Source organism: Winogradskyella rapida, assembly GCF_042675845.1.
Taxonomy (GTDB): domain Bacteria; phylum Bacteroidota; class Bacteroidia; order Flavobacteriales; family Flavobacteriaceae; genus Winogradskyella; species Winogradskyella rapida.
Genome location: NZ_JBHTKM010000048.1, coordinates 92,274 through 112,358, shown reverse-complemented (window position 1 = coordinate 112,358; position 20,085 = coordinate 92,274). Strand labels below are relative to the sequence as shown.

The 20,085-nt window shown below is 36.5% G+C and carries 18 protein-coding genes; 9 read left to right on the top strand and 9 right to left on the bottom strand.

Features of this window, described 5'->3' with window-relative positions; translation table 11 throughout:
- Nucleotides 1-44 precede the first annotated feature (44 nt).
- The 5 genes from ACFQ13_RS06885 (at nucleotide 45) to ACFQ13_RS06865 (ending at nucleotide 6,705) form a co-directional block, all read left to right on the top strand.
- A complete protein-coding gene (locus ACFQ13_RS06885) occupies nucleotides 45-725 on the top strand; it encodes a TetR/AcrR family transcriptional regulator (RefSeq protein ID WP_386115549.1) in 681 nt (226 codons plus the stop codon).
- Nucleotides 726-2,384 carry a peptidase domain-containing ABC transporter gene (locus ACFQ13_RS06880; protein WP_114310851.1) on the top strand — a complete coding sequence of 553 codons (1,659 nt, stop codon included), beginning with the start codon at nucleotides 726-728 and terminating at the stop codon, nucleotides 2,382-2,384.
- 11 nt (nucleotides 2,385-2,395) lie between these two features.
- Complete coding sequence (locus ACFQ13_RS06875) at nucleotides 2,396-3,748, top strand: HlyD family secretion protein (protein WP_386115546.1); 1,353 nt, start codon at nucleotides 2,396-2,398, stop codon at nucleotides 3,746-3,748.
- Nucleotides 3,748-5,151 carry a TolC family protein gene (locus ACFQ13_RS06870; RefSeq protein ID WP_386115543.1) on the top strand — a complete coding sequence of 468 codons (1,404 nt, stop codon included), beginning with the start codon at nucleotides 3,748-3,750 and terminating at the stop codon, nucleotides 5,149-5,151. Before ACFQ13_RS06875 ends, ACFQ13_RS06870 begins: the two co-directional genes overlap by 1 nt.
- Nucleotides 5,152-5,346: 195 nt before the next feature.
- Nucleotides 5,347-6,705: a UDP-N-acetylmuramate--L-alanine ligase gene (locus ACFQ13_RS06865; RefSeq protein WP_386115540.1), complete on the top strand. Its 1,359-nt coding sequence runs from the start codon at nucleotides 5,347-5,349 to the stop codon at nucleotides 6,703-6,705.
- Nucleotides 6,706-6,751: 46 nt separating this feature from the next.
- Here ACFQ13_RS06865 and ACFQ13_RS06860 read toward each other — a convergent pair whose 3' ends face one another.
- The 8 genes from ACFQ13_RS06860 to ACFQ13_RS06825 all read right to left on the bottom strand — a co-directional run bounded on the left by ACFQ13_RS06860 (nucleotide 6,752) and on the right by ACFQ13_RS06825 (nucleotide 14,812).
- Nucleotides 6,752-7,051, bottom strand: a complete 300-nt coding sequence (locus ACFQ13_RS06860) for an immunity 53 family protein (RefSeq protein ID WP_386115537.1) — start codon at nucleotides 7,049-7,051, stop codon at nucleotides 6,752-6,754.
- 126 nt (nucleotides 7,052-7,177) lie between these two features.
- Entirely contained in the window at nucleotides 7,178-9,025 is a 1,848-nt protein-coding gene (locus ACFQ13_RS06855) for a cystathionine beta-synthase (protein WP_386115534.1), read from the bottom strand.
- A 161-nt stretch (nucleotides 9,026-9,186) separates the two neighbouring features.
- Nucleotides 9,187-9,630 carry a hypothetical protein gene (locus ACFQ13_RS06850; RefSeq protein WP_386115531.1) on the bottom strand — a complete coding sequence of 148 codons (444 nt, stop codon included), beginning with the start codon at nucleotides 9,628-9,630 and terminating at the stop codon, nucleotides 9,187-9,189.
- A complete protein-coding gene (locus ACFQ13_RS06845) occupies nucleotides 9,627-10,187 on the bottom strand; it encodes a hypothetical protein (protein WP_386115528.1) in 561 nt (186 codons plus the stop codon). The genes ACFQ13_RS06850 and ACFQ13_RS06845 overlap by 4 nt, the downstream gene beginning before the upstream one ends.
- Nucleotides 10,188-10,293: 106 nt before the next feature.
- Nucleotides 10,294-12,474 (bottom strand): B12-binding domain-containing radical SAM protein, encoded by a 2,181-nt coding sequence (locus tag ACFQ13_RS06840; RefSeq protein WP_386115525.1) that lies wholly within the window; start codon nucleotides 12,472-12,474, stop codon nucleotides 10,294-10,296.
- Nucleotides 12,475-12,675: 201 nt separating this feature from the next.
- Nucleotides 12,676-13,620 (bottom strand): tRNA dihydrouridine synthase, encoded by a 945-nt coding sequence (locus tag ACFQ13_RS06835; protein ID WP_386115522.1) that lies wholly within the window; start codon nucleotides 13,618-13,620, stop codon nucleotides 12,676-12,678.
- A gap of 185 nt (nucleotides 13,621-13,805) precedes the next feature.
- Nucleotides 13,806-14,213, bottom strand: a complete 408-nt coding sequence (locus tag ACFQ13_RS06830; RefSeq protein WP_386115519.1) for a hypothetical protein — start codon at nucleotides 14,211-14,213, stop codon at nucleotides 13,806-13,808.
- Between the two features lie 11 nt (nucleotides 14,214-14,224).
- On the bottom strand, nucleotides 14,225-14,812 hold the full coding sequence (locus ACFQ13_RS06825; RefSeq protein WP_386115516.1) for an FMN-binding negative transcriptional regulator: 588 nt from the start codon (nucleotides 14,810-14,812) through the stop codon (nucleotides 14,225-14,227).
- Between the two features lie 236 nt (nucleotides 14,813-15,048).
- Here ACFQ13_RS06825 and radC point away from each other — a divergent pair, with 236 nt between their 5' ends.
- The 4 genes from radC (at nucleotide 15,049) to ACFQ13_RS06805 (ending at nucleotide 18,671) form a co-directional block, all read left to right on the top strand.
- On the top strand, nucleotides 15,049-15,750 hold the full coding sequence (gene radC, locus ACFQ13_RS06820) for a RadC family protein (protein ID WP_386115513.1): 702 nt from the start codon (nucleotides 15,049-15,051) through the stop codon (nucleotides 15,748-15,750).
- Nucleotides 15,751-15,877: 127 nt separating this feature from the next.
- Entirely contained in the window at nucleotides 15,878-17,173 is a 1,296-nt protein-coding gene (locus ACFQ13_RS06815; protein WP_386115510.1) for a polysaccharide deacetylase family protein, read from the top strand.
- The gene (locus tag ACFQ13_RS06810; RefSeq protein ID WP_386115507.1) at nucleotides 17,170-17,856 is read left to right on the top strand and encodes a YjjG family noncanonical pyrimidine nucleotidase; all 687 of its coding nucleotides are present in this window, start codon (nucleotides 17,170-17,172) and stop codon (nucleotides 17,854-17,856) included. The genes ACFQ13_RS06815 and ACFQ13_RS06810 overlap by 4 nt, the downstream gene beginning before the upstream one ends.
- A 14-nt stretch (nucleotides 17,857-17,870) precedes the next feature.
- Nucleotides 17,871-18,671: a hypothetical protein gene (locus tag ACFQ13_RS06805; RefSeq protein WP_386115504.1), complete on the top strand. Its 801-nt coding sequence runs from the start codon at nucleotides 17,871-17,873 to the stop codon at nucleotides 18,669-18,671.
- 4 nt (nucleotides 18,672-18,675) lie between these two features.
- On the opposite strand, the gene ACFQ13_RS06800 is transcribed toward ACFQ13_RS06805, so the two are convergent.
- Nucleotides 18,676-19,953 (bottom strand): replication-associated recombination protein A, encoded by a 1,278-nt coding sequence (locus ACFQ13_RS06800; RefSeq protein ID WP_386115501.1) that lies wholly within the window; start codon nucleotides 19,951-19,953, stop codon nucleotides 18,676-18,678.
- Nucleotides 19,954-20,085 lie beyond the last annotated feature (132 nt).

The following is a 20,085-nucleotide window of genomic DNA, read 5'->3' as shown; positions in this document are numbered from 1 at the left end:
TTGTAATAGTATTACTATTATATTTGCAATTAAACGACTTGAGTATGCGTAGTCTTCTTTCCAATTTAAAAATTGCAGTCCCTGATAAAATATATCTTAAAGATCCTGAGTCTTCTAAATTAGGAAAACGAATTATTGAGCATAGTATATTACTCATAGATCAAATAGGGTTTGATAGTTTTACTTTTAAAAAACTAGGTGTAGAAATCGGATCTAACGAAAGTTCTATTTACCGTTATTTTGAAAGTAAGCACAAACTGCTTGTTTACCTAACCTCATGGTATTGGGCATGGATTGAATACCAAATGGTGTTTGCTACACTAAACATCAATGATCCCCAAGACAAATTATTAAAAGCGATTGAAGTCGTTACGAGAACTATAGAACAAGATGATAGTTTCTCACATATTAATGAGGTTTTATTACATAAAATTATCATTAACGAATCCTCAAAATCATACTTAACCAAAGCGGTTGACACCGAAAATAAAGAAGGTTATTTTAGTGTTTATAAGCGCATGATTACGCGTATAAAAGACATGATTCTAGAAGTTAATGCCAACTATATGTTTGCTTCTAGTTTAGCCAGTACCATTGTAGAAGGGGCGTTACATCAACATTTTCTAAAAGAACATTTTACGTCTATAACCGACTGTAATGCTGATGTTAGTCCTTCAGAATTTTTTAAAAAAATAACCCTTAGCACCTTAAAAAACGACGTGTAGATGAAAAATAAAAATGTGATGACGCCTTGGGAACGATTTGTAGGCCTTATAAAACTTGAAAAACGAGATATATTACAAGTTATTTATTACGCTGTTTTCTCAGGGATACTAAGTCTAACTTTACCTTTAGGGATACAGGCGATAATTAATTTATTACAAGGTGCACAGGTCAGTACCTCGTGGGTGGTTTTAGTCATCTTAGTGACCTTAGGTGTGGCTTTTGTTGGGGTTTTACAACTTATGCAATTGCGGATTATAGAAACCATCCAGCAGCGTATTTTTATGCGGGCTTCTTTTGAGTTTACCTATCGTTTTCCAAAAATTAAAATGAGTGAACTTCGGAATCAGTATCCTCCAGAATTGGCCAACCGTTTTTTCGATATCTTAAACATCCAAAAAGGATTAGCAAAAATTTTAGTTGACATTCCTGCGGCGATTCTTCAAATTGTCTTTGCTTTAATCCTGCTGTCTTTTTACCATCCGTTTTTTATTGCATTTGGTATTTTGCTACTTGTGCTCATTTACGTTGTGTTTAAGTTTACAGCCCAATCAGGAATGGATACCAGCTTGGTAGAATCTAAGTATAAGTATAAGGTGGCGCACTGGATTCAGGAAGTTGCTCGTGCTATCGTCAGTTTTAAACTCTCTGGACAAACTTCATTAGCGATAAATAAAAATGACGCCCTAGTCAACGATTATTTAGAGTCGCGAGAAAAGCATTTTAGGATCTTAGTTATCCAGTTTATGCAAATGGTAGGCTTTAAAGTTTTAGTTACCGCCGGCTTGTTGCTAATTGGAGGCTTGTTAGTTTTAAATCAGGAGATGAATATCGGTCAGTTTGTAGCTGCTGAAATTATTATTCTTTTGGTAATTACTTCTGTTGAAAAGTTAATATTGCGATTAGAATCTTTCTACGATGTGTTGACCTCCTTAGAGAAAATGGGCCAGGTGGTCGATAAGAAAATGGAAAGTCAAGAAGGGGATAAGCCTCATTTTAATGGCCGATTTAATATTGAATTAAGCAATGTCTCTTACGGTGTGCCCAATAGAGAATTACACATATTGAAAAACATTTCTTTAAAAATAGGTACAGACTGTAAACTGTTAATTACTGGTGAAAGTGGTTCCGGAAAATCAAGCTTGCTCCGCTTAATTGGTGGTGTTGTAGAGCCTACAAAAGGACGTGTGTTTATCAATGATTATGATTTAAAAAACATAAATATTAACCATTACAGGTCGCATGTAGGTTTATCGCTTTCAGATGAAACCCCTTTTGAGGCCACCATAAGAGAGAATATCACTTTTGGTAATGAAAATATTTCTGAAGAACAGCTTTTATGGGCTATTAACAAAGTAGAACTTAATGCCTTTGTAAAAGAAAGTCCAAAAGGATTAAATACCATTTTAAATCCTGAAGGAAAACAAACGTCGTATACCATTACAAAGAAAATAGCCTTGGCTAGAGCGATTGTGAATAAGCCTAAAATTTTAATTTTAGAAGATCCATTAGAGTATTTTGAAGATGATGAATCAGAACGTATCGTAAAATTCTTAACGGATCCTACAAACCCTTGGGCTTTAGTTGTGGTAAGTAAATCAGATCAATGGAAAACGCACTGTACCCAAATCGTTACGCTTAAAAAAGGACAAATAATTTAAAAGAATTTACAATGTTAAACATTTCAAATAACCAGCTTAACAAGTCTGTAGATTTAAAAAAATTTAAGTCAGGTCAGCGCATCTTCAATGGACGCTATTATAAATATTTTAATCGTTTTCTATTGGGATCCGCTATCATTATTATCTTTATTCTGTTCTTACCGTGGACGCAGAATATATCAGGAAATGGTAATGTCACAACCCTGAGTTTAGATCAAAGACCGCAAACCATTCAATCGCCGATTCCGGGTAGAATTGAAAAGTGGTTCGTTGCTGAGGGTGATTTTGTAGCGCAAGGCGATACCATTATGGAAATATCGGAAATAAAAAGTGAATATTTTGATCCCGACTTAGTCAAACGTACGGGTGAACAACGCTCGTCTAAAGCACAATCTGTAGGGTCTTATCAAGAAAAGGTAAAAGCCTTAGAACGACAAATTGTAGCCTTGTCTAAAGAACGTGGCTTAAAATTAGAACAGGCTAAAAATAAATTATTGCAAGCCAAATTAAAGGTGAAAAGTGATAGTATAGATTTTGAAGCGGCGAAAACAAATATAGCTATTGCACAATCAAAATACGACCGAACGGTAACGCTACAAGCGGAAGGTTTTAAAGCGACGAAAGATGTGGAAGACGCAAGACTCAAGCTTCAAGAAACAGAAGCAAAATTAATTTCCAAAGAAAATAAATTGCTTGCAAGTAGAAATGAAGTGATCAACGCGCAGGTTGAGGTCTCTAGAGTCAATGCCATGTATGCCGATAAAATTTCGAAAGCACAAAGTGATAAATACACCGCACAGTCCAGTCAATTTGATACCGAAGCACAGGTGTCTAAATTAGAAAACGCTTATTCTAATTACGAAATGCGTAACGCACTGCGTTTTGTCCGTGCTCCTTATGATGGTTATATTAATAAGGCGATTCGAGGAGGTGTAGGGCAAACCTTTAAAGAGGGCGAAGACTTGGTTGGTGTGATGCCCGCACATGTAGATTTAGCTGTAGAAACCTATGTGGCGCCTATAGATTTACCTTTAATAAATTTGGGGGAGAAAGTACGTGTTCAGTTTGATGGTTGGCCAGCGATGATTTTTAGCGGATGGCCAGATATCTCTTACGGAACTTACGGTGCCAAAGTTGTGGCAATAGAGAATTTCATCAGCCCTAATGGTAAGTTTAGAGTCTTATTAGCTCCTGATGAAGAGGAGCAAGCTTGGCCTGAGGCCATTAGGGCGGGATCTGGTGCTTATACCATGGCCTTGCTAGAAGATGTTCCTATTTGGTACGAGTTATGGCGACAACTAAATGGTTTTCCGCCTAATTATTATCAACCTCAGAATAAGGACAACGCTAAAACCAAATCATAATGAGATATATACTAACCATACTAGTAGTAATGTCTTTCTACTCTGGTTTAGCACAGTCTAACGAGCGCTCTAACGTGCTGCGGTTTGATGAGTATTTAGGATTCGTCAAAAAGTTTCACCCTATAGTAAAGCAAGCAGAGTTGGTTATTGACGAAAGTCAGGCGAAATTAATGAAATCGCGTGGGGCTTTTGATCCTAAACTAGAAGTCGATTACAGTAAAAAGAAATTTAAAAACACAGAATATTACGATAAACTTAATGGTGCTTTTAAAATCCCGACTTGGTTTGGGGTTGAGGTTAAAGCGGCTTTTGATGACAATTCGGGGTATTATTTAAATCCGGAATCTACTGTACCTGACGATGGTTTGTTTAGTGCCGGTGTTGCTGTGCCTTTAGGCCAGGGCTTGTGGATTAACAATCGTATGGCAGCTTTAAAACAAGCTAAATTATATAAAGAGCAAGCTAAATTAGATAGAGATCTTTATGTGAATAACATTTTGTACGAGGCCGCTTTGGTGTATTTTAATTGGTTGCAAGCCTATAAAGAACTCAAACTGTTTGAATCAATTTTGGTTAATGCTGAATTGCGTTATACCGGAATTTCAAAAGGGGTTTCCGTTGGTGAAAATGCTGAAATTGAAGCTACAGAAGCACGGATTGCCGTTAATAATAGGAAATTAAGTTTAGAGCAATCTAAAGTGAAACTTATGAAAGCCGCACTAGAACTCTCCAATTATTTATGGTTAGAGAATAATATTCCTGTAGAATTGCAACCCGACATGATTCCTGATGTAAATTCTGAAGCTATAGTCGATGCGACGTTTAATCTCAATCAGTTGCAAACACAAGATGCAATTTTAGAAGCCCATCCTAAGATGAGGTCTTTAAGCTATAAACTTGAAGGCTTAGAGGTGTCGCGACGCTTAAAAGCGAATAAGCTTTTACCAAAAATTAAGGCAGAGTATAATTTTTTAAACGAAAGTTATGATGATGTACAGGCATTTAATACGGATAACTATAAAGGAGGTCTAACCGTCAGTTTTCCGTTATTTTTAAGAAAAGAACGTGGCGATTTAAAGCTGGCCAAATTAAAGCAGCAAGATGCCGAATTTGAAATAGACGCAACTCGTGTACAACTTCAGAATAAAATTACAGCTCTAAAACAAGAATTAGAATCTTATACCATTCAGAATGAAATTACAGTAGAAATGGTTTCTGATTATGAGCAGATGCTTCAAGCTGAAGAACGAAAGTTTCAGTTGGGAGAAAGTTCGTTATTTTTAATTAACTCTAGAGAATCTAAATTGATTGAAGGCCAGTTAAAAGCCATTTCACTTCAGAATAAATTTTTTAGTGTAAAAGCGAAGTTGTTTAATAGTCTAGCGGTGAATCCTGAATTGTAAGTCTTGTTAGGATACATTTTGCAATGAGACCGTTTACGCCTTGTAAAGAGCTCTGTTTTAGTTCGAAATAAATTAAGCCTAATTTATTAAAAATAGTCTAAGTCTTCGCTGCTTAAAACCTACAAATGTTCCTGGTTTGAGGCTTCAGATTTCAAAAAACTTATAGTATTTTTACGCAAGATATTTTTGGATACTATGAACGTACATTTTATAGCTATTGGTGGTGCTGCAATGCACAATTTAGCCATAGCACTTCACAATAAAGGTTATAAAGTAACAGGAAGCGACGATACTATTTTTGAGCCTTCTAAATCACGATTAGAAGAGAAGGGATTGTTGCCTGAAGCCTTTGGTTGGTATCCTGAAAAAATCACTTCAGATTTAGACGCCATAGTCTTAGGGATGCACGCAAAAGTAGATAATCCGGAGCTGTTAAAAGCTCAAGAGCTCGGCGTGAAAATTTACAGTTATCCTGAGTTTTTATATGAACAAGCCAAAAATAAAACACGTGTAGTTATTGGTGGTAGTCATGGTAAAACCACGATCACTTCTATGATTTTACATGTGATGCATTACCATGATCGTGATGTTGACTTTATGGTTGGAGCTCAATTAGAGGGCTTTGATGTTATGGTGAAACTTACGGATGATAATGATTTTATGGTCTTAGAAGGCGATGAATATTTAAGTTCGCCGATTGATAGACGTCCTAAATTTCATTTATACAAACCGAATATTGCGTTGTTAAGTGGTATTGCATGGGATCATATCAACGTGTTTCCTACCTACGAGAATTATGTAGATCAGTTTAAAATATTTGTAGATTCTATCGTTACCGGAGGAAGTATAAATTATAACGAGGAAGATGCTGAAGTATGCCGTGTGGTTGAAGCTTCAGAGAATCAAATTCGAAAAATTGGATACGCTACGCCTGAATATCATGTAGAAGATGGCGAAACATTTATAGAAACCTCTGAAGGTCCAATGCCTATTGAAATCTTTGGTGCACATAACCTCAATAATTTAGCTGGTGCCAAATGGATTTGTCAGCATATGGGTATTGATGAAGATGATTTCTATGAAGCTATTGCGACCTTTAAAGGCGCAAGTAAGCGTTTAGAGAAAATAGCAGAATCGGGCTCTAGTGTTGCTTATAAAGACTTTGCTCATTCTCCAAGTAAGGTAGAAGCAACAACAAAAGCGTTGAAGGAGCAGTATAGCGATAGAACTTTAGTCGCCTGTTTAGAATTACATACCTATAGCAGCCTGAATACAGAGTTTTTAAAAGAATATAAGGGCGCCCTAGACGCGGCAGATATTGCCGTTGTTTTTTACTCCCCAAATGCTGTTGAAATTAAGAAATTAGAGGCTATATCTGAAGCGCAGATTGCTGAGGCATTTCAACGCGACGATTTAAAGATCTTTACAGATCCAACAGAGTTTAAAACCTTCTTATTTCAGCAAGATTTTAACCAGAAATCGTTACTACTTATGAGTTCTGGAAATTACGGAGGCTTAGACTTTGAAGCCTTAAAAGCTCAATTTGAGAAGTAATAAAAATACTTAAGCTTTAGAAATGTTGAAAATGAATAAGTAGGTCTTATTCATTTTCAATTTTTTCAATCATCTCTCTAAATAAATTCAACAAAAACGTAAGTTTACTGGCATCACCAGCGGCTCTAAATCTTTGATTAGAAATCTTTACGCCGTACCAATCTTGTCGACCGTTTTCGTTAAGAACCCACTTAATTTCAAGATTCGCAATAGAGGTTTTAGAAATATCAATTTCTACATCCCAACCCGGGTTGTCTAAAGTTGTAATCTGTATGGCATCGCCCTTTTCCCATTCGCCATCAGCATTCGCTTTGAACCAATTTTGTATCCAGTCTAAAATTTCCATGTGTTATTAAAGTTGAAGGTTGTCTAAAACGATACCGAGAACGCTATAAAATAAGCTGTTCTCGATACGTTTTGTTATTTATTATACCGCCTGCAATATTGCCTTAAGAGCGGATTTTAAAGGTCGTTAAGCAATACTGTTTACAAAGTCTAAAAATACCTTCTTGTGTAACTCCATATCCATATCTGGTGATAAGGCCACACGTGCAATATAATCTTTATCACCTTCTTTCGTGGTGCCTTGCGTCGATGTTGCAGGAACCGTCCAATAACAGCCTTTTAACTGTCCGTAACTCACACAGTATTTACTCTCGTTAGGAATTTCGGAAATCATTAAATGGATTAATTTAAGATTTAAGTCGCGTTTATAGGCTTCTTTTTCTTCAGCAGTATTCCCTTTTGTTGGCAAGTCTAATGAAAATACAGAAGGCGTAAATCCTTGAGCGGCCAATTCTTCTGAGACAAAATTGATTTTAGCTTCAGGAAGCGTGTCGTGAATAAAGTTTACAAATTCGCGTGTATTTGTATAAGCTGCTGCAATTCTTTGGTTCATAGAAGGTAATTGCTTGGCTAAGATCTCATATTGCAAATCTGTAGCTTCATTATCCGCTAAACTTAAGTGTTGCTCAATGGTGTTAATAAGTCCTTCAGCTTTGGTGTTTGCCACACAATAGCCAGCAGTACATTTTCCGCCACTTGGAAATTTAGATCCACTTGCGTAAGAAATCGTTCTAACCGTAGATAGGATGTCACCTTCCCCTAGAAAATGAACATTAGGGCAAAACGTTTGATCTAAGATAAAAACAGGGTCAATAGCAGTATGTCCGTCCGCTGTTTTGCGTTCTTGGCTTAAAGCGGCTTTTAAAGCCTCTAAATCCGGAACTTCAACCCGTGGGTTTGTAGGAATTTCAGCAATAATATAAGGAACGGCATCTTCTAATGCTACCTTTGTTAATACGGTGTTGATACTTTGAACCATATCGTTATCGCCATCTACTGGTAAATCAACGACTTCTACCAAATCAGAACATGCTGCCACACGTCTGGCCTGATCGTTAGTTCCACCATAGCAATTTGGAGGCACAATAAATTTAATAGACTTGCCTTTATGCTGTTCTAAAGCATGGTCTACTAAGCCCATCATAATTGCATACTGCATAGAAAGTCCACTTGAAGCAACTAAAGGTAAGGCTGAGGTTGACGTAATTTCTTTAAGAGAGTTCAACACGCTGGTTTTATTTTGGTCGCGTTGACGCTCTACGGGTACTATAGCCGTTTGATGCGCTAAGGCCTGTAAAGCTAATAAGGAATGAGACGGGGTCATTGCCACGGTCTCTCTTCTTCTTACATGTTGAATTTCGGAAATATAAGAATCGTTCTCTGTACCATTCACAATTAAAAGACTTCCTAACGACTGGTGTAAACTGATGATGAAATCGACCTTAGGCTTTAAATCGTAATGCCCTATAAGAGCGTCATCCGTAATAAGAATGGTACTCCCGTCAAATTCAGAAATAGCTTCCGTTTTTTTAATCTTTTTGAGTTCAAAATTATAACCATAAACGCGCTTTATCAGTTCGGCATCAAAAGCTTCTGGTAAGGCATCGGTATAAAGAATTTGCGTGTTTTTATCAGCAAATAAATTGGTTCTTAGAATAGCTAGAATAGGCATGGTTTGAGAACCAAAGCTAATAACGTTTTCTGAGTGTAAACCATTTAAATTTGCAATAGCCCATTCTAAAATACTACAGAGCGGGTGTCCTAATCTAATATAGTCGTAGGCGGTAGGTAATGCACTTAAGGCTGCAGTCCCTGAATCCTTAGATTTAAACAATGCTTCAAAGGCGTCTAAAAATTCAACTTTAGCCAATTTTTCATTGTAAATGTCTAAGCGATGCGTTGTTAGATTTAGCCAATCTGAAGGCATGTGTTCTAAAACATCTTTTATATAATGGTGTATGTTGTGATCTTGCATAATTTGCACTTTTTAATAGGGTGTAAAGATACGTTAGTTAAGAATGCCTTTAAAGCCTTACAGAATCTTTGTTATAGTTTTCCTAAGTTTATCTTGGGATTGTTAAAGAAAGCCGGCTTGCGCTTAGTTCTGTTTTTTAGATGAAGCTTAGCACAGAGCGTTTATTTTAACCGTTTTTTTATGGTCTTCCAAATTAAGGTCATGCGAGCTTTAATTTTTCGTTGCTCCGCTATCGCGGTGGCAAAAGCCATAGTGCTCAGTAGGGCCACAAAGGCTAAAGTTCCTAAAGAACCGCCATAACCATTGAAGACGTTTCTTTTACTCATGTAGATTAAAGTAAAAAGGGTGCCTGCAATTGCTAATAAGGCATAATTTTTCATGGTACTAGCGGAGACCATTCCTATGAATGACGCCCCAATAAATACAACCTGAATGTGTTTTGTTAAGTAAGGGTCTAACCAATTCGGAAAGCAATAAAAAAAGAGGCCAACGGTTAAGGCCAATAAAGCAGAGGCTTTAACAGGGCCTTGCTTTAGCTTTTCACTTATAAAAAAGGTCAAAGTAGCTCCTAAAATACCGGATATGATAAGGATAAAGAGCGTCATACAATAAGCCAATAAATAAATGAAGCGGCAATAACACCACCAAAGGCCATAGTGCCCAATTTACCGCCAACGCCTAAGAATAAATTTTTTGAGATCATAAAGAAGAAACCTGCTAAGGTTCCTGCGGCAAGAACAAACCAAATGTTAGGTGTGGTTTCTACACTAGACATTCCTACAAAAGCCCCACAATAAATACTTGCAGGTAATTGCTTTAAATAATGCGATTTTTGATTAAGGTGCGGTAAGAATGAAGCGATCGTTCCCACTATTCCAACGGCCAATATACTTCCTAAACCTGCAACTATATTTAAAAGATAACACAGTACGGCGCCTATAGGAACCCATAAGACAACAGAGAGTTTTTCATAGCCATAATCTTCATGATGAAGGTCTAGATATTTATATCCAAAAAATAAGGTAGGGAGAATGATCACGGCGGAAATTATCACAGTGGTCATGACATCATAATGTTCTTTGACCACTAGGGTTAAAAACATGACGAGTACTAATAACACAGATATGACCATTAAATATCGAATGGCTTTGTGTCGTCTCATTAAAAAACAGTTTTCTTTGGGTTAGCAACTAAGTAACGTTCCCTAGTTATTTGAAGCTTCAAAGTTCTATGAATTTTTTTAAGATGGCAAATAGTTCAGGAGAAACTTATAACACTAACAAACCGTGATCGCGTAAGGTGTTTATGGGTTTTGAATACCAAAACAGTTCAAAATCTTCAAATTGAGTTTCAAAACTGGTCTTAATCTGTTTAAAGGATTGGGGTTTTTCTTGTGGCGTAATGGTTTCTAAAAGGTCTAAAAGCCAATGTCCTTTATCTTTTTCAGTAGTGATTACAAAGCTTTCAGCAGGAGTGTGAAAGGTGAGTTCTAAAAAAGTTTTTGTTTGTCCCTTTTTAGTTTTAGAAAATTCATAGAGTAACGGCATTTTGCCCAACCATACAATTTTTGCTGTGGGTTTAATATTGAATGCGGAATCTTCAGCCAAACAGTTATAGATAAAATCGGGCGCTATTTGAGTTTCAGGAACGTCAAAATCAAACCAATCTTGTAGAGGGATTTCAAACCCAATTCCATGCATAAAATTAAAAAGCGACTTTTTTAATCCGAAGCTAAATTCCGAATGGTTAATACCTGTAGAATCGGTGAAATCTACATCATTATTGGCAAAGGTAATGGTTTTGTAATGCGGTGAAATGCCGTAGTTCTCGGGGTGTAAACCTACAGGGCTGTGCGCGGTTAAGGCAAACTGATGCCAAAATCCAGATTGTAAAATACCCATTTCAAAAAGCTGACGTACCATTTCTAAACTGTCTACCGTTTCCTGAACGGTTTGAGTAGGATAACCATACATTAAATACGAATGTACCATAATATTGGCTTCGGTAAAATGGCGTGTAACGCGTGCCACTTGTTCAACCGTAACACCTTTATCAATTAAAGCTAATAAGCGGTCTGAAGCGACTTCTAAACCTCCAGAAACGGCAATACAGCCCGAAGCTTTTAACAAGGTGCATAAATCTTGTGTAAAGTTTTTCTCAAACCTAATGTTTGTCCACCAAGTTACGCTTAGATTTCGCTTTATGATTTCTAAGGCAAGGGCTTTCATCAAAGAGGGCGGAGCGGCTTCATCTACAAAATGGAAACCGGTTTCTCCGGTTTGGGCTATCAAGGTTTCCATACGATCTACTAAAAGTCGTGCCGCAACAGGTTCGTAAATTTTAATATAATCTAAGGAGATGTCACAAAAGGTGCATTTTCCCCAATAACAACCATGAGCCATGGTTAGTTTGTTCCAACGGCCATCACTCCATAAACTGTGCATCGGGTTGGCAATTTCTATCACAGAAATATAATCCTCTAAAGGTAAATCTGAGTAATCTGGCGTGCCTACATCTTGCTGCTTATAGTCGGCTTGAGTGCTGTTATTTTTATAGACAATCTTCCCATTTTCTAAAAGGAAGGTACGCTTAAAATTAGTTTCATTGTTAACAACAGCTTTATGTAAGAGTTCAATGGGGAGCTCTCCATCATCTAAAGTGATATAGTCGAAAAACTCAAACACTCTAACATCGCTCACGGAACGTAATTCCGTATTTGGAAAACCACCACCCATAGCAACTTTGATCTCTGGATAATTGGCTTTTATAAACTGCGCACAACGAAAAGCACTGTATAAATTCCCCGGGAAAGGCACAGAAAAACAAATCAGTTTAGGTGTCGTTTTTTTTATTTGTGCCTCTAATAACTCTAAAGTAATTTGATCAATATAAGTGTAATCGTCTTGTAAATTATCGTAAAGTTCATCAAAGGAATTCGCACTTTGTCCAAGGCGTTCCGCATACCTACTAAAACCAAAATCAGGATCTATACATTCTACAATAAAGTCTGATAAATCTTCAATAAACAAGGTCGCTAAATGCTTGGCTTTATCTTGATGCCCCATAGAGCCAAAAGCCCAATCCATATCATCGAGTTGCTCAAACCGTGAGGCTTGCGGTAAAAATCCGTCCGTGCATAATTGTCTAGCGAACGTTTGATTTTTCCCTTGAAGAAATAAAATGATATCTTCTAATGGCTTTAAGTAATGGTCTTTAAGCGCATAAATACGTTGACAGTTTTCAGTTTGAATACGATCGTTTTCGTAAGCCAATTCAAAAATTTCCTGAAAGGTGCTCTTCGTGAAAAGTTCTAAAATCACTTCAATTCCCAAATCCATCTGAAAAGCTGAAATCTCCTTAGTGTTTAAAAACCCTTTAAGATAGGCTGTGCCTGGGTAAGGTGTATTGAGCTGAGTAAAAGGTGGAGTAATGAGTAAGAGGTCTTTCACGGATTATAATTGAGTTTGAAAGTGGAATTATGCCTTGCAAATATAGAGGTAAAATCTTTGGCCGATTTATATGCGGAAGAAACAAGGGTAAAACCTCGGTGTTATAGTTTTGTGTTTGAAGAAAAGCTGAGGTTAAAGAGGGCATCGAAATAGCGACATAGACCTGCTTTTAAGCGGAAATTATTTCAGGAAATTAAAACCTTAGCCATTTTTTAAAATTTCAGAAACGGCCTGTTGATAGGCTCTAGGATTATTTGCTTTTTTTATTTTTTTGAAGGCTTTCTGTGGGTTCGAAAATGATTGGGCAAAGTATTCCCAGAATCCTTGCATCTTCATTTTTATTGGTGTTGGTCCGGAGAGCGCTTCATCATACTGCTGATAAATGGTGTCGTGAAATTCTCTGAAAATATCCCATCTGTTTTCAGGATAGGTCGTAGTATCATTTTTAATCATTTGCGGTAAAAACGGATCTGCAATTAGGCCTCTACCAATCATAAAATGATCAATACTCGGAAAGCGGAGTTGCATGTCTTTGAGCCTGGTTACCGTCGTTATATCTCCGTTATAGTACAGTTTGTGTTTGGTGCTGGCTATACAGGTTTCAAAAGCCTCTAAATTGACACCTCCTTTGTAAAGTTGTTTGCCAATACGAGCGTGAATAGCTATGTTTTTTAAAGGATATTGGTCTAAAATAGGAAAAGTGTCTAGTATTTCTTCCGGAGTTTCATAACCCATGCGCATTTTCATAGAGACTAAAATATCGGTTTCACGATGGACGCGCTCTAAAATGTGGTTAATTTTCTCAGGGTCGCAGATAAGGCCCGAGCCCATACCGCGGTTAGTGACCATAGGGTAGGGACAGCCTAAATTCCAATTTAATTCCTTATAGCCTAACTCTTGAATATAATCGACCACAAATAAAAACTCATCAGCGCTGTTGGTCATGATTTGCGGAATCACCTCAAGGTCTGCATTGTTTTCAGGTTGTAAATCGAGTTTATAAGAGTTTTTTATGATTAACTTTTTGTTGAATCTTATATAGGGCGCATAAAATGTATCAATACCTCCAAAATAATGGTTAAAAGCATTTCTAAATCGAAAGTCTGTAAACCCTTGTAAGGGAGAGGATAGCAATGTTAGGGACATTTCGTTTTATGGTTTTTAAGTTCAATATTTAAGAGCTGCTAAATAACGAAAAACTAAATTATAAATGCCCCTAGGCTGTTTCAAAATGGATGATAAAAAATGAATTCGGTATTTGATGCTATATTTCTCTCTTAGCCAAAGTTCTGTTTTAAAAGAAATGTCGTAAAATGTGAGTTTGCAGAATGTTATTTTACGCGTCTTAAGACAATGGCATTCTCGTCAAATGTGGTAGGCCGCTCGCCATTGATAGCTAAGTTGAAATTCATGGTATCCGAATCGGTAAAATCGGCAATGGCAAGAAGTTGTTTAGACTCTCCGGTTTCAAGTTTTGTTAGGGTGAGATCAATTTCAATAGGGGTAGTGGTAAAGTCAACGGTATACGTCATCTTACCTTTTTCTCCGTTAAGGATAAAAGATTTACCACCCATAACTTGACCGTTAAATTCAAATGCAGCGTAGCCTTCTTGGTCAAAAAGAACATAACCCACTTCGTTTTGGTCTTCGCCAATCCATTTGCCAACAACCTTGTCGTTTTGGGTTGTGCTGCTTAGAATGAAAAGTGGGAGCATTAAAATGGTGAGTAAAAATTTCATAGGATTTCGGTTTAAAATACTTTATTTAAAAATGAGACTATACTGCTTTGGTTAGCCCGTATTAATTCTGTTCGCGCCGCTTCTATGTCGGTAGGTTTTTTGTCTTGAGAGAGTTTAAATTTACCTTCCCAATGGGTAATGTCAATTTCGAACATGACAATATAATCAAGATTTTTGTCTAATCTAGGATTATCGGCCTCTAAAATATAGCGATATTCTGGGGCTTCTAAAAAGTCGGTCATGGTAATTAAGGATTGCTTTAATGCTTTTTTATCCGGATTAATCTTGATGCGGCCTTTAAGATGGACTTTAATATAATTCCATGTGGGAAGTTGGGTTGTGCTGTAAATGCTAGGAGAGATATAACATTCTGGTCCGCTAAAAATAAGATTAACGGTTTTAGTATTTTTAAAATGTTCCACTTGAGGATTATGGCAGTCAATGTGGCCAATTAATTTTCCGTCTTCGTAAATGAGGGGTAAGTGGGTGATAAGCGGTTCGTCATTTTGTACTGAAATTACCGTAGCTAAAGGGTAAGTTTTAATCACCTCTATTAAATGATCTTTAGTGTTGTCTTGATGTTGTTGGGGTGGATACACAGTGCTGGGTTTAATGAAAACGAAGAATACGCTAGACGTTATAATTTTGAACGTTGCGCTTCAGGTTTTGGTAAAGAATCAAAGATAGTCTTTTAGGGGCATTCAGACTTCATTTTTTAATTCTAGGGTTTTTTTAGAATGATAATCTGTTCTGTGCTTTAGTCTGATTTTAAATAGTTTTCATATTCTTTTGAATTAAAGGGGCATTGAAATTTACAATTTTTTATCTTTAGTGTATGTCAGATAAATCGCCTTCATTTTCAATAAAAAATTGGTCTAATGATGATCAACCTAGAGAAAAGCTCCGTGATAAAGGAAAAACGGCCTTGAGTGATGCGGAATTAATAGCCATTTTAATAGGTTCAGGGAATAGAGAGGAAAGTGCTGTGGCCTTATGTAAACGGATTTATGCCAGTGCCAATCACAGTTTAAATGCCTTGGGTAAGTTGTCAATAAAGCAATTAATGGAATTTAAAGGTATTGGCGAAGCTAAGGCTATTACTATTGTGGCGGCTTTAGAGTTGGGGCGCCGTAGACGTGTTGAAGAGGCGCTTCAGTTAGAAAAAATAAATTCTAGTCAATCGGTTTTTGAAGTGATGCAACCTATTATTGGCGATTTGCCTCACGAAGAATTTTGGATTCTTTACCTTAATAATTCCAATAAAGTCATACAAAAAAATCAATTGAGTAAAGGGGGAATAACCGGAACTCTGGTCGATGTGCGTTTGGTCCTTAAAACGGCTTTAGAAGTTGGAGCTATTGCTTTAATTTTATGTCATAATCACCCTTCCGGAACCTTAAAACCAAGTAGGGCAGATAAGGACATTACACAAAAGTTAACCGTAGCCGCTAAGAGTTTAGATATTTCAGTACTGGACCATCTTATCATTACAGAGAATGCGTATTACAGTTTTGCAGACGAAAATGAGATGGGGTGATTGGTGTTTTGAGTTTAGAGCCTTGGCAACACAAAGAAATACGGTCTGCGTATAGAACTCAAAGGATATTAACACACTATTGCAGTTATAATTTATTATTTTTAGCGCTTAGAATCTTCCATAACTTATGTTATTAGTTTATACCCATAAAATTACACCTCGCGTCACCTATACGTTTAAACATATCTGTAAACGTATTTTAGGAATAGAGGTCGTGTTTACTTCTAAAGTAGAAGATTTTATTGCTCACGATAGTTTAAAAATGTCTTATGCCAAGCAACCGCTAAGCAACGAGCTTTTTGTAAGAAGTAACGATTTGTTATTTGACAGTGGCTTGTCTGATGTTGAAATAAATGTTCAAACTTGGGGACAAACCAAAGGCTTTTTTGCAACTAGCGAGCGTAGTGATTTACCATTCGATATTTTTGCAGCTTCATTTTACTTGTTAAGTCGTTACGAAGAGTATTTGCCACACGTAAAAGATGATTATGGTCGGTTTCTGGCCTCAGAAAGCTTAGCGTATCATCATAAGTTTTTAAATCAGCCGGTTGTAGATATTTGGGCCTATAAGCTTAAAGATGTGCTACAAGAACGTTTCCCTAATTATAATTTCCCGCAGCGTAAGTATACCGTGCAACCCGTCATAGATGTACCTATGGCTTACTATTACAAAAACAAAGGCTTTCTAAGAACAATAGGCGGAACGCTTAATGATTTAAGACGATTAAAGCTGAAGCAACTCTATGAGCGTTACACCGTGTTAATGGGGTTTAAGCGCGATCCTTACGATACATTTAAATGGATTGTGAGAAAACAAAAATCGAGTAAAGTAAAATTTATTGTGTTGTTCTTAATAGGTGACTATTCCACCTACGATAAAAATATTAGTACCACTAAAAAAGATTTTATTACGCTTATAAAATCGGTGGCCGATTATTGTAGTGTGGGGATTAAGGCCTCGTATTTCTCTTTGAGTGATCTAAAGGTGCTAAAGAAAGAAAAGCTTAAAATGGAAGCGATTACCCATGTAGATTTAAACGCGGTAAGACATTCGTTTTCCAAACTAAATTTACCCCTTTCTTACAGGAATTTGGTAGAGCTAGAGATCAACCAAGATTTTACCATGGGGTATATAGATACTTTAGGGTTTAGGGCCGGGACCTGTACACCATTTCAGTTTTATGATTTGGATTATGAGGTGCAGACCCCATTGCAAATTAACCCTTATCATTGTTTGGATTTTGCTTTGCTGAAGTACCACTCCCTTTTGGATAAAACCGAACATTTACAAAAAGTAATTAAAGCCGTAAAAGCGGTTAATGGTACGTTTACACCTGTGTTTCATAATTACTCCTTTAGTGATTTAGAACGTTGGAAAGGCTTTAGAACCTTGTTTAATTTAATTTTAGAATCTGAAGAATGAAGCAAAAGATTAAACATGTCTTTTTCGATTTAGATCATACCTTGTGGGATTTTGATAAAAATTCCGGATTAACTTTTGAAAAGATTTTTCAAATGAATTGTATTGAAGTCGGTCTTGAGGATTTTTTACCTATTTATGAGCCTATCAATTTTAAGTATTGGAAATTGTATAGAGAAGAGAAGGTTACAAAATCGGCCTTACGTTATGGGCGTTTAAAAGAAGCTTTTGATGCGGTAGGCGTTAAGGTTGAAGATGAAATGATTCATAATTTGTCTGATGCTTATATCGATAATCTTTCTACGTTTAATCATTTGTTTGAAGGGACGTTTGAAACCTTAGATTATCTTAAGGATAAATACCATCTGCATATCATTACCAACGGTTTTGAGGAAGCTCAAGATAAAAAATTAACGGCTTCAAATATTAAACAGTATTTTAAAACCGTTACTAATTCAGAAATGGTAGGGGTAAAGAAGCCTAACCCTAAAATATTTAACTTTGCACTTAGTGGAGCTAAGGCATTGGCTAGTGAGAGCGTTATGATAGGTGACAATATTGAAGCCGATATTGAAGGCGCTCACAAAATCGGAATGCAAACCATACATTTTGATTATAAAAATTCCGATTTTAACCACGGATATAAAAGAATTACCAATTTAAAAATGCTTACGGAGCACCTATAAAATTAGATTATATTATGTTTAAAAAAATTGTATTTACGTTTGCTTTTGTGGTCATCTATATGTCAACTTTTGCGCAAAACAGTATTAATAATTACAAGTATATTATCATTCCTAACGCTTTTGAGTTTTCAAAAAGTGATGATCAATATCAACTGAATTCTTTAGCTAAATTTTTATTTAACAAGTATGGTTACGAAGCTTATTTCCTTGATGAGTTGCCAGAAGATTTAAAAAGAGAACGCTGTTTAGGTTTGGTTGCTGAGGTTTCTAACGATAAGTCTAACATGTTTTCAACAAAATTAGAAATCAGCCTTAAAGATTGTTATGATCAAGTGGTGATGACATCGCAGCTCGGCGAGTCGCGCTTAAAAGAATTTGATAAAGCTTATAATTTAGCTTTAAGAGGTGCTTTTGAAACTTTTCAGAATTTCGATTATACCTATGTGAAACCTTCAAATAATACGATGGATGTAGAAATGGTGACGGCCGACGTTGAGCTTGTAAGTACCGAGGCGCTTTCTCCAGATAAAAAGTTTGAGCAGGAAACCACAACGGAAACAAAGGTAACTACAGCTAAAGTCGATGTTGCAACAGATAATACGGCCAATTTATTTTATGCTCAAGCGGTTTCAGGAGGCTACCAATTAGTCAATTCAGAACCCAAAGTTGTTATGGTGCTATGGGTTACCGATGCTAAAGATGTATTTCTTGTAAAAGGGAAAAACGCCATTGTGTTTAATAAAAACGGGACTTGGGTATATTCTGAAAATGACGGTAAAACCGTTACAAATAAAGTGCTTAATATAAAATTTTAAGCGCTTAATAACCGTATTTGTCTTTCCAAAGGGCTTTTAAATAATTACGTTGCGATTGTTCACGTGCATTCTGTCCTGGATCGTACAATTTAGTATTTGAGATTTCTTCAGGAAGAAACTCTTGATGGGCAAAATTGTTTGCGTAATTGTGCGAGTATTTATAGTTTTCTCCATAACCCAACTCCTTCATTAATTTTGTTGGTGCATTACGCATAGGGATGGGTACTGAAAGATCTCCTGTTTCTTTTACAAGTTGTTGTGCTTTGCCAATAGCTTCGTAAGCCGCATTACTTTTAGGAGAACTCGCTAAATAAGTGGCGCACTGGCTTAAAATTATTCGAGATTCTGGGTGGCCTATTACCGAAACGGCTTGAAATGTCGTATTGGCCAAAACTAAAGCTGTTGGGTTAGCATTCCCAATATCTTCACTGGCTAAAATGAGTAAACGGCGGGCAATAAATTTTACATCTTCACCACCTTCAATCATTCTAGCTAAATAGTAAACAGCAGCGTTAGGATCGCTTCCTCTTATCGATTTAATAAAAGCTGAGATAATATCATAATGCTGTTCTCCGGTCTTATCGTATCGGGCAGATTTGTTTTGAACCTGCTTCATCACCAAATCATTGGTAATAACAATGTCAGTCGTATCAAAAGAAGTGACTAACAGTTCAAAAATATTTAAGAGCTTTCTAGCGTCTCCTCCTGAAATACGCAGTAAGGCCTCTGTTTCTTTAAGTTCTATATTTAATTTAGATAAGATTTGGTCTTCGTGTATGGCGCGCTGTAATAAGGCTTCTAAATCTAATTTACTAAAAGCGTTCAGGGTGTAGACCTGGCAGCGGGATAATAATGCAGATATGACTTCAAAACTTGGGTTTTCAGTGGTTGCTCCAATGAGGGTAACCCAGCCTTTTTCTACAGCTTCTAATAACGAATCTTGTTGCGATTTGCTAAATCTATGAATTTCATCAATAAATAAAATAGGATTCTTGGCGGTAAATAATCCTCCACTTTTTTTAGCTTTATCAATAACTTCTCTAATGTCTTTAACGCCAGAGTTTATTGCACTCAGTTTAAAGAACGGACGCTCAGATTCATTAGCAATAATATGCGCCAATGTTGTTTTTCCAATGCCAGGAGGTCCCCAAAGAATAAGTGAAGGTAAAACTCCACTTTTAATTTGTTGGTACAACATGCCATCCTTGCCTACAAGGTGTTGTTGACTTAAATAGTCAGATAATGTTTGTGGTCTTAGGCGTTCTGCTAATGGAATATTCATAATTCAAAATTACAAAATGCTTTTGTGATGCTTTAATGTTATTGCTTAAATTCATATAAAAATAACGCTGAAGCTTGTGGTGTTGGTGCTGACAATATTTCAGACCTACCATTTTTGGATGCACTTTTGAAA

Coding starts and splice junctions, on each gene's coding strand:
- ACFQ13_RS06885 (WP_386115549.1), top strand. CDS start 45: ATGCGTAGTCTTCTTTCCAATTTAAAAATTGCAGTCCCTGATAAAATA.
- ACFQ13_RS06880 (WP_114310851.1), top strand. CDS start 726: ATGAAAAATAAAAATGTGATGACGCCTTGGGAACGATTTGTAGGCCTT.
- ACFQ13_RS06875 (WP_386115546.1), top strand. CDS start 2,396: ATGTTAAACATTTCAAATAACCAGCTTAACAAGTCTGTAGATTTAAAA.
- ACFQ13_RS06870 (WP_386115543.1), top strand. CDS start 3,748: ATGAGATATATACTAACCATACTAGTAGTAATGTCTTTCTACTCTGGT.
- ACFQ13_RS06865 (WP_386115540.1), top strand. CDS start 5,347: ATGAACGTACATTTTATAGCTATTGGTGGTGCTGCAATGCACAATTTA.
- ACFQ13_RS06860 (WP_386115537.1), bottom strand. CDS start 7,051: ATGGAAATTTTAGACTGGATACAAAATTGGTTCAAAGCGAATGCTGAT.
- ACFQ13_RS06855 (WP_386115534.1), bottom strand. CDS start 9,025: ATGCAAGATCACAACATACACCATTATATAAAAGATGTTTTAGAACAC.
- ACFQ13_RS06850 (WP_386115531.1), bottom strand. CDS start 9,630: ATGACGCTCTTTATCCTTATCATATCCGGTATTTTAGGAGCTACTTTG.
- ACFQ13_RS06845 (WP_386115528.1), bottom strand. CDS start 10,187: ATGAGACGACACAAAGCCATTCGATATTTAATGGTCATATCTGTGTTA.
- ACFQ13_RS06835 (WP_386115522.1), bottom strand. CDS start 13,620: ATGTCCCTAACATTGCTATCCTCTCCCTTACAAGGGTTTACAGACTTT.
- ACFQ13_RS06830 (WP_386115519.1), bottom strand. CDS start 14,213: ATGAAATTTTTACTCACCATTTTAATGCTCCCACTTTTCATTCTAAGC.
- radC (WP_386115513.1), top strand. CDS start 15,049: ATGTCAGATAAATCGCCTTCATTTTCAATAAAAAATTGGTCTAATGAT.
- ACFQ13_RS06815 (WP_386115510.1), top strand. CDS start 15,878: ATGTTATTAGTTTATACCCATAAAATTACACCTCGCGTCACCTATACG.
- ACFQ13_RS06810 (WP_386115507.1), top strand. CDS start 17,170: ATGAAGCAAAAGATTAAACATGTCTTTTTCGATTTAGATCATACCTTG.
- ACFQ13_RS06805 (WP_386115504.1), top strand. CDS start 17,871: ATGTTTAAAAAAATTGTATTTACGTTTGCTTTTGTGGTCATCTATATG.
- ACFQ13_RS06800 (WP_386115501.1), bottom strand. CDS start 19,953: ATGAATATTCCATTAGCAGAACGCCTAAGACCACAAACATTATCTGAC.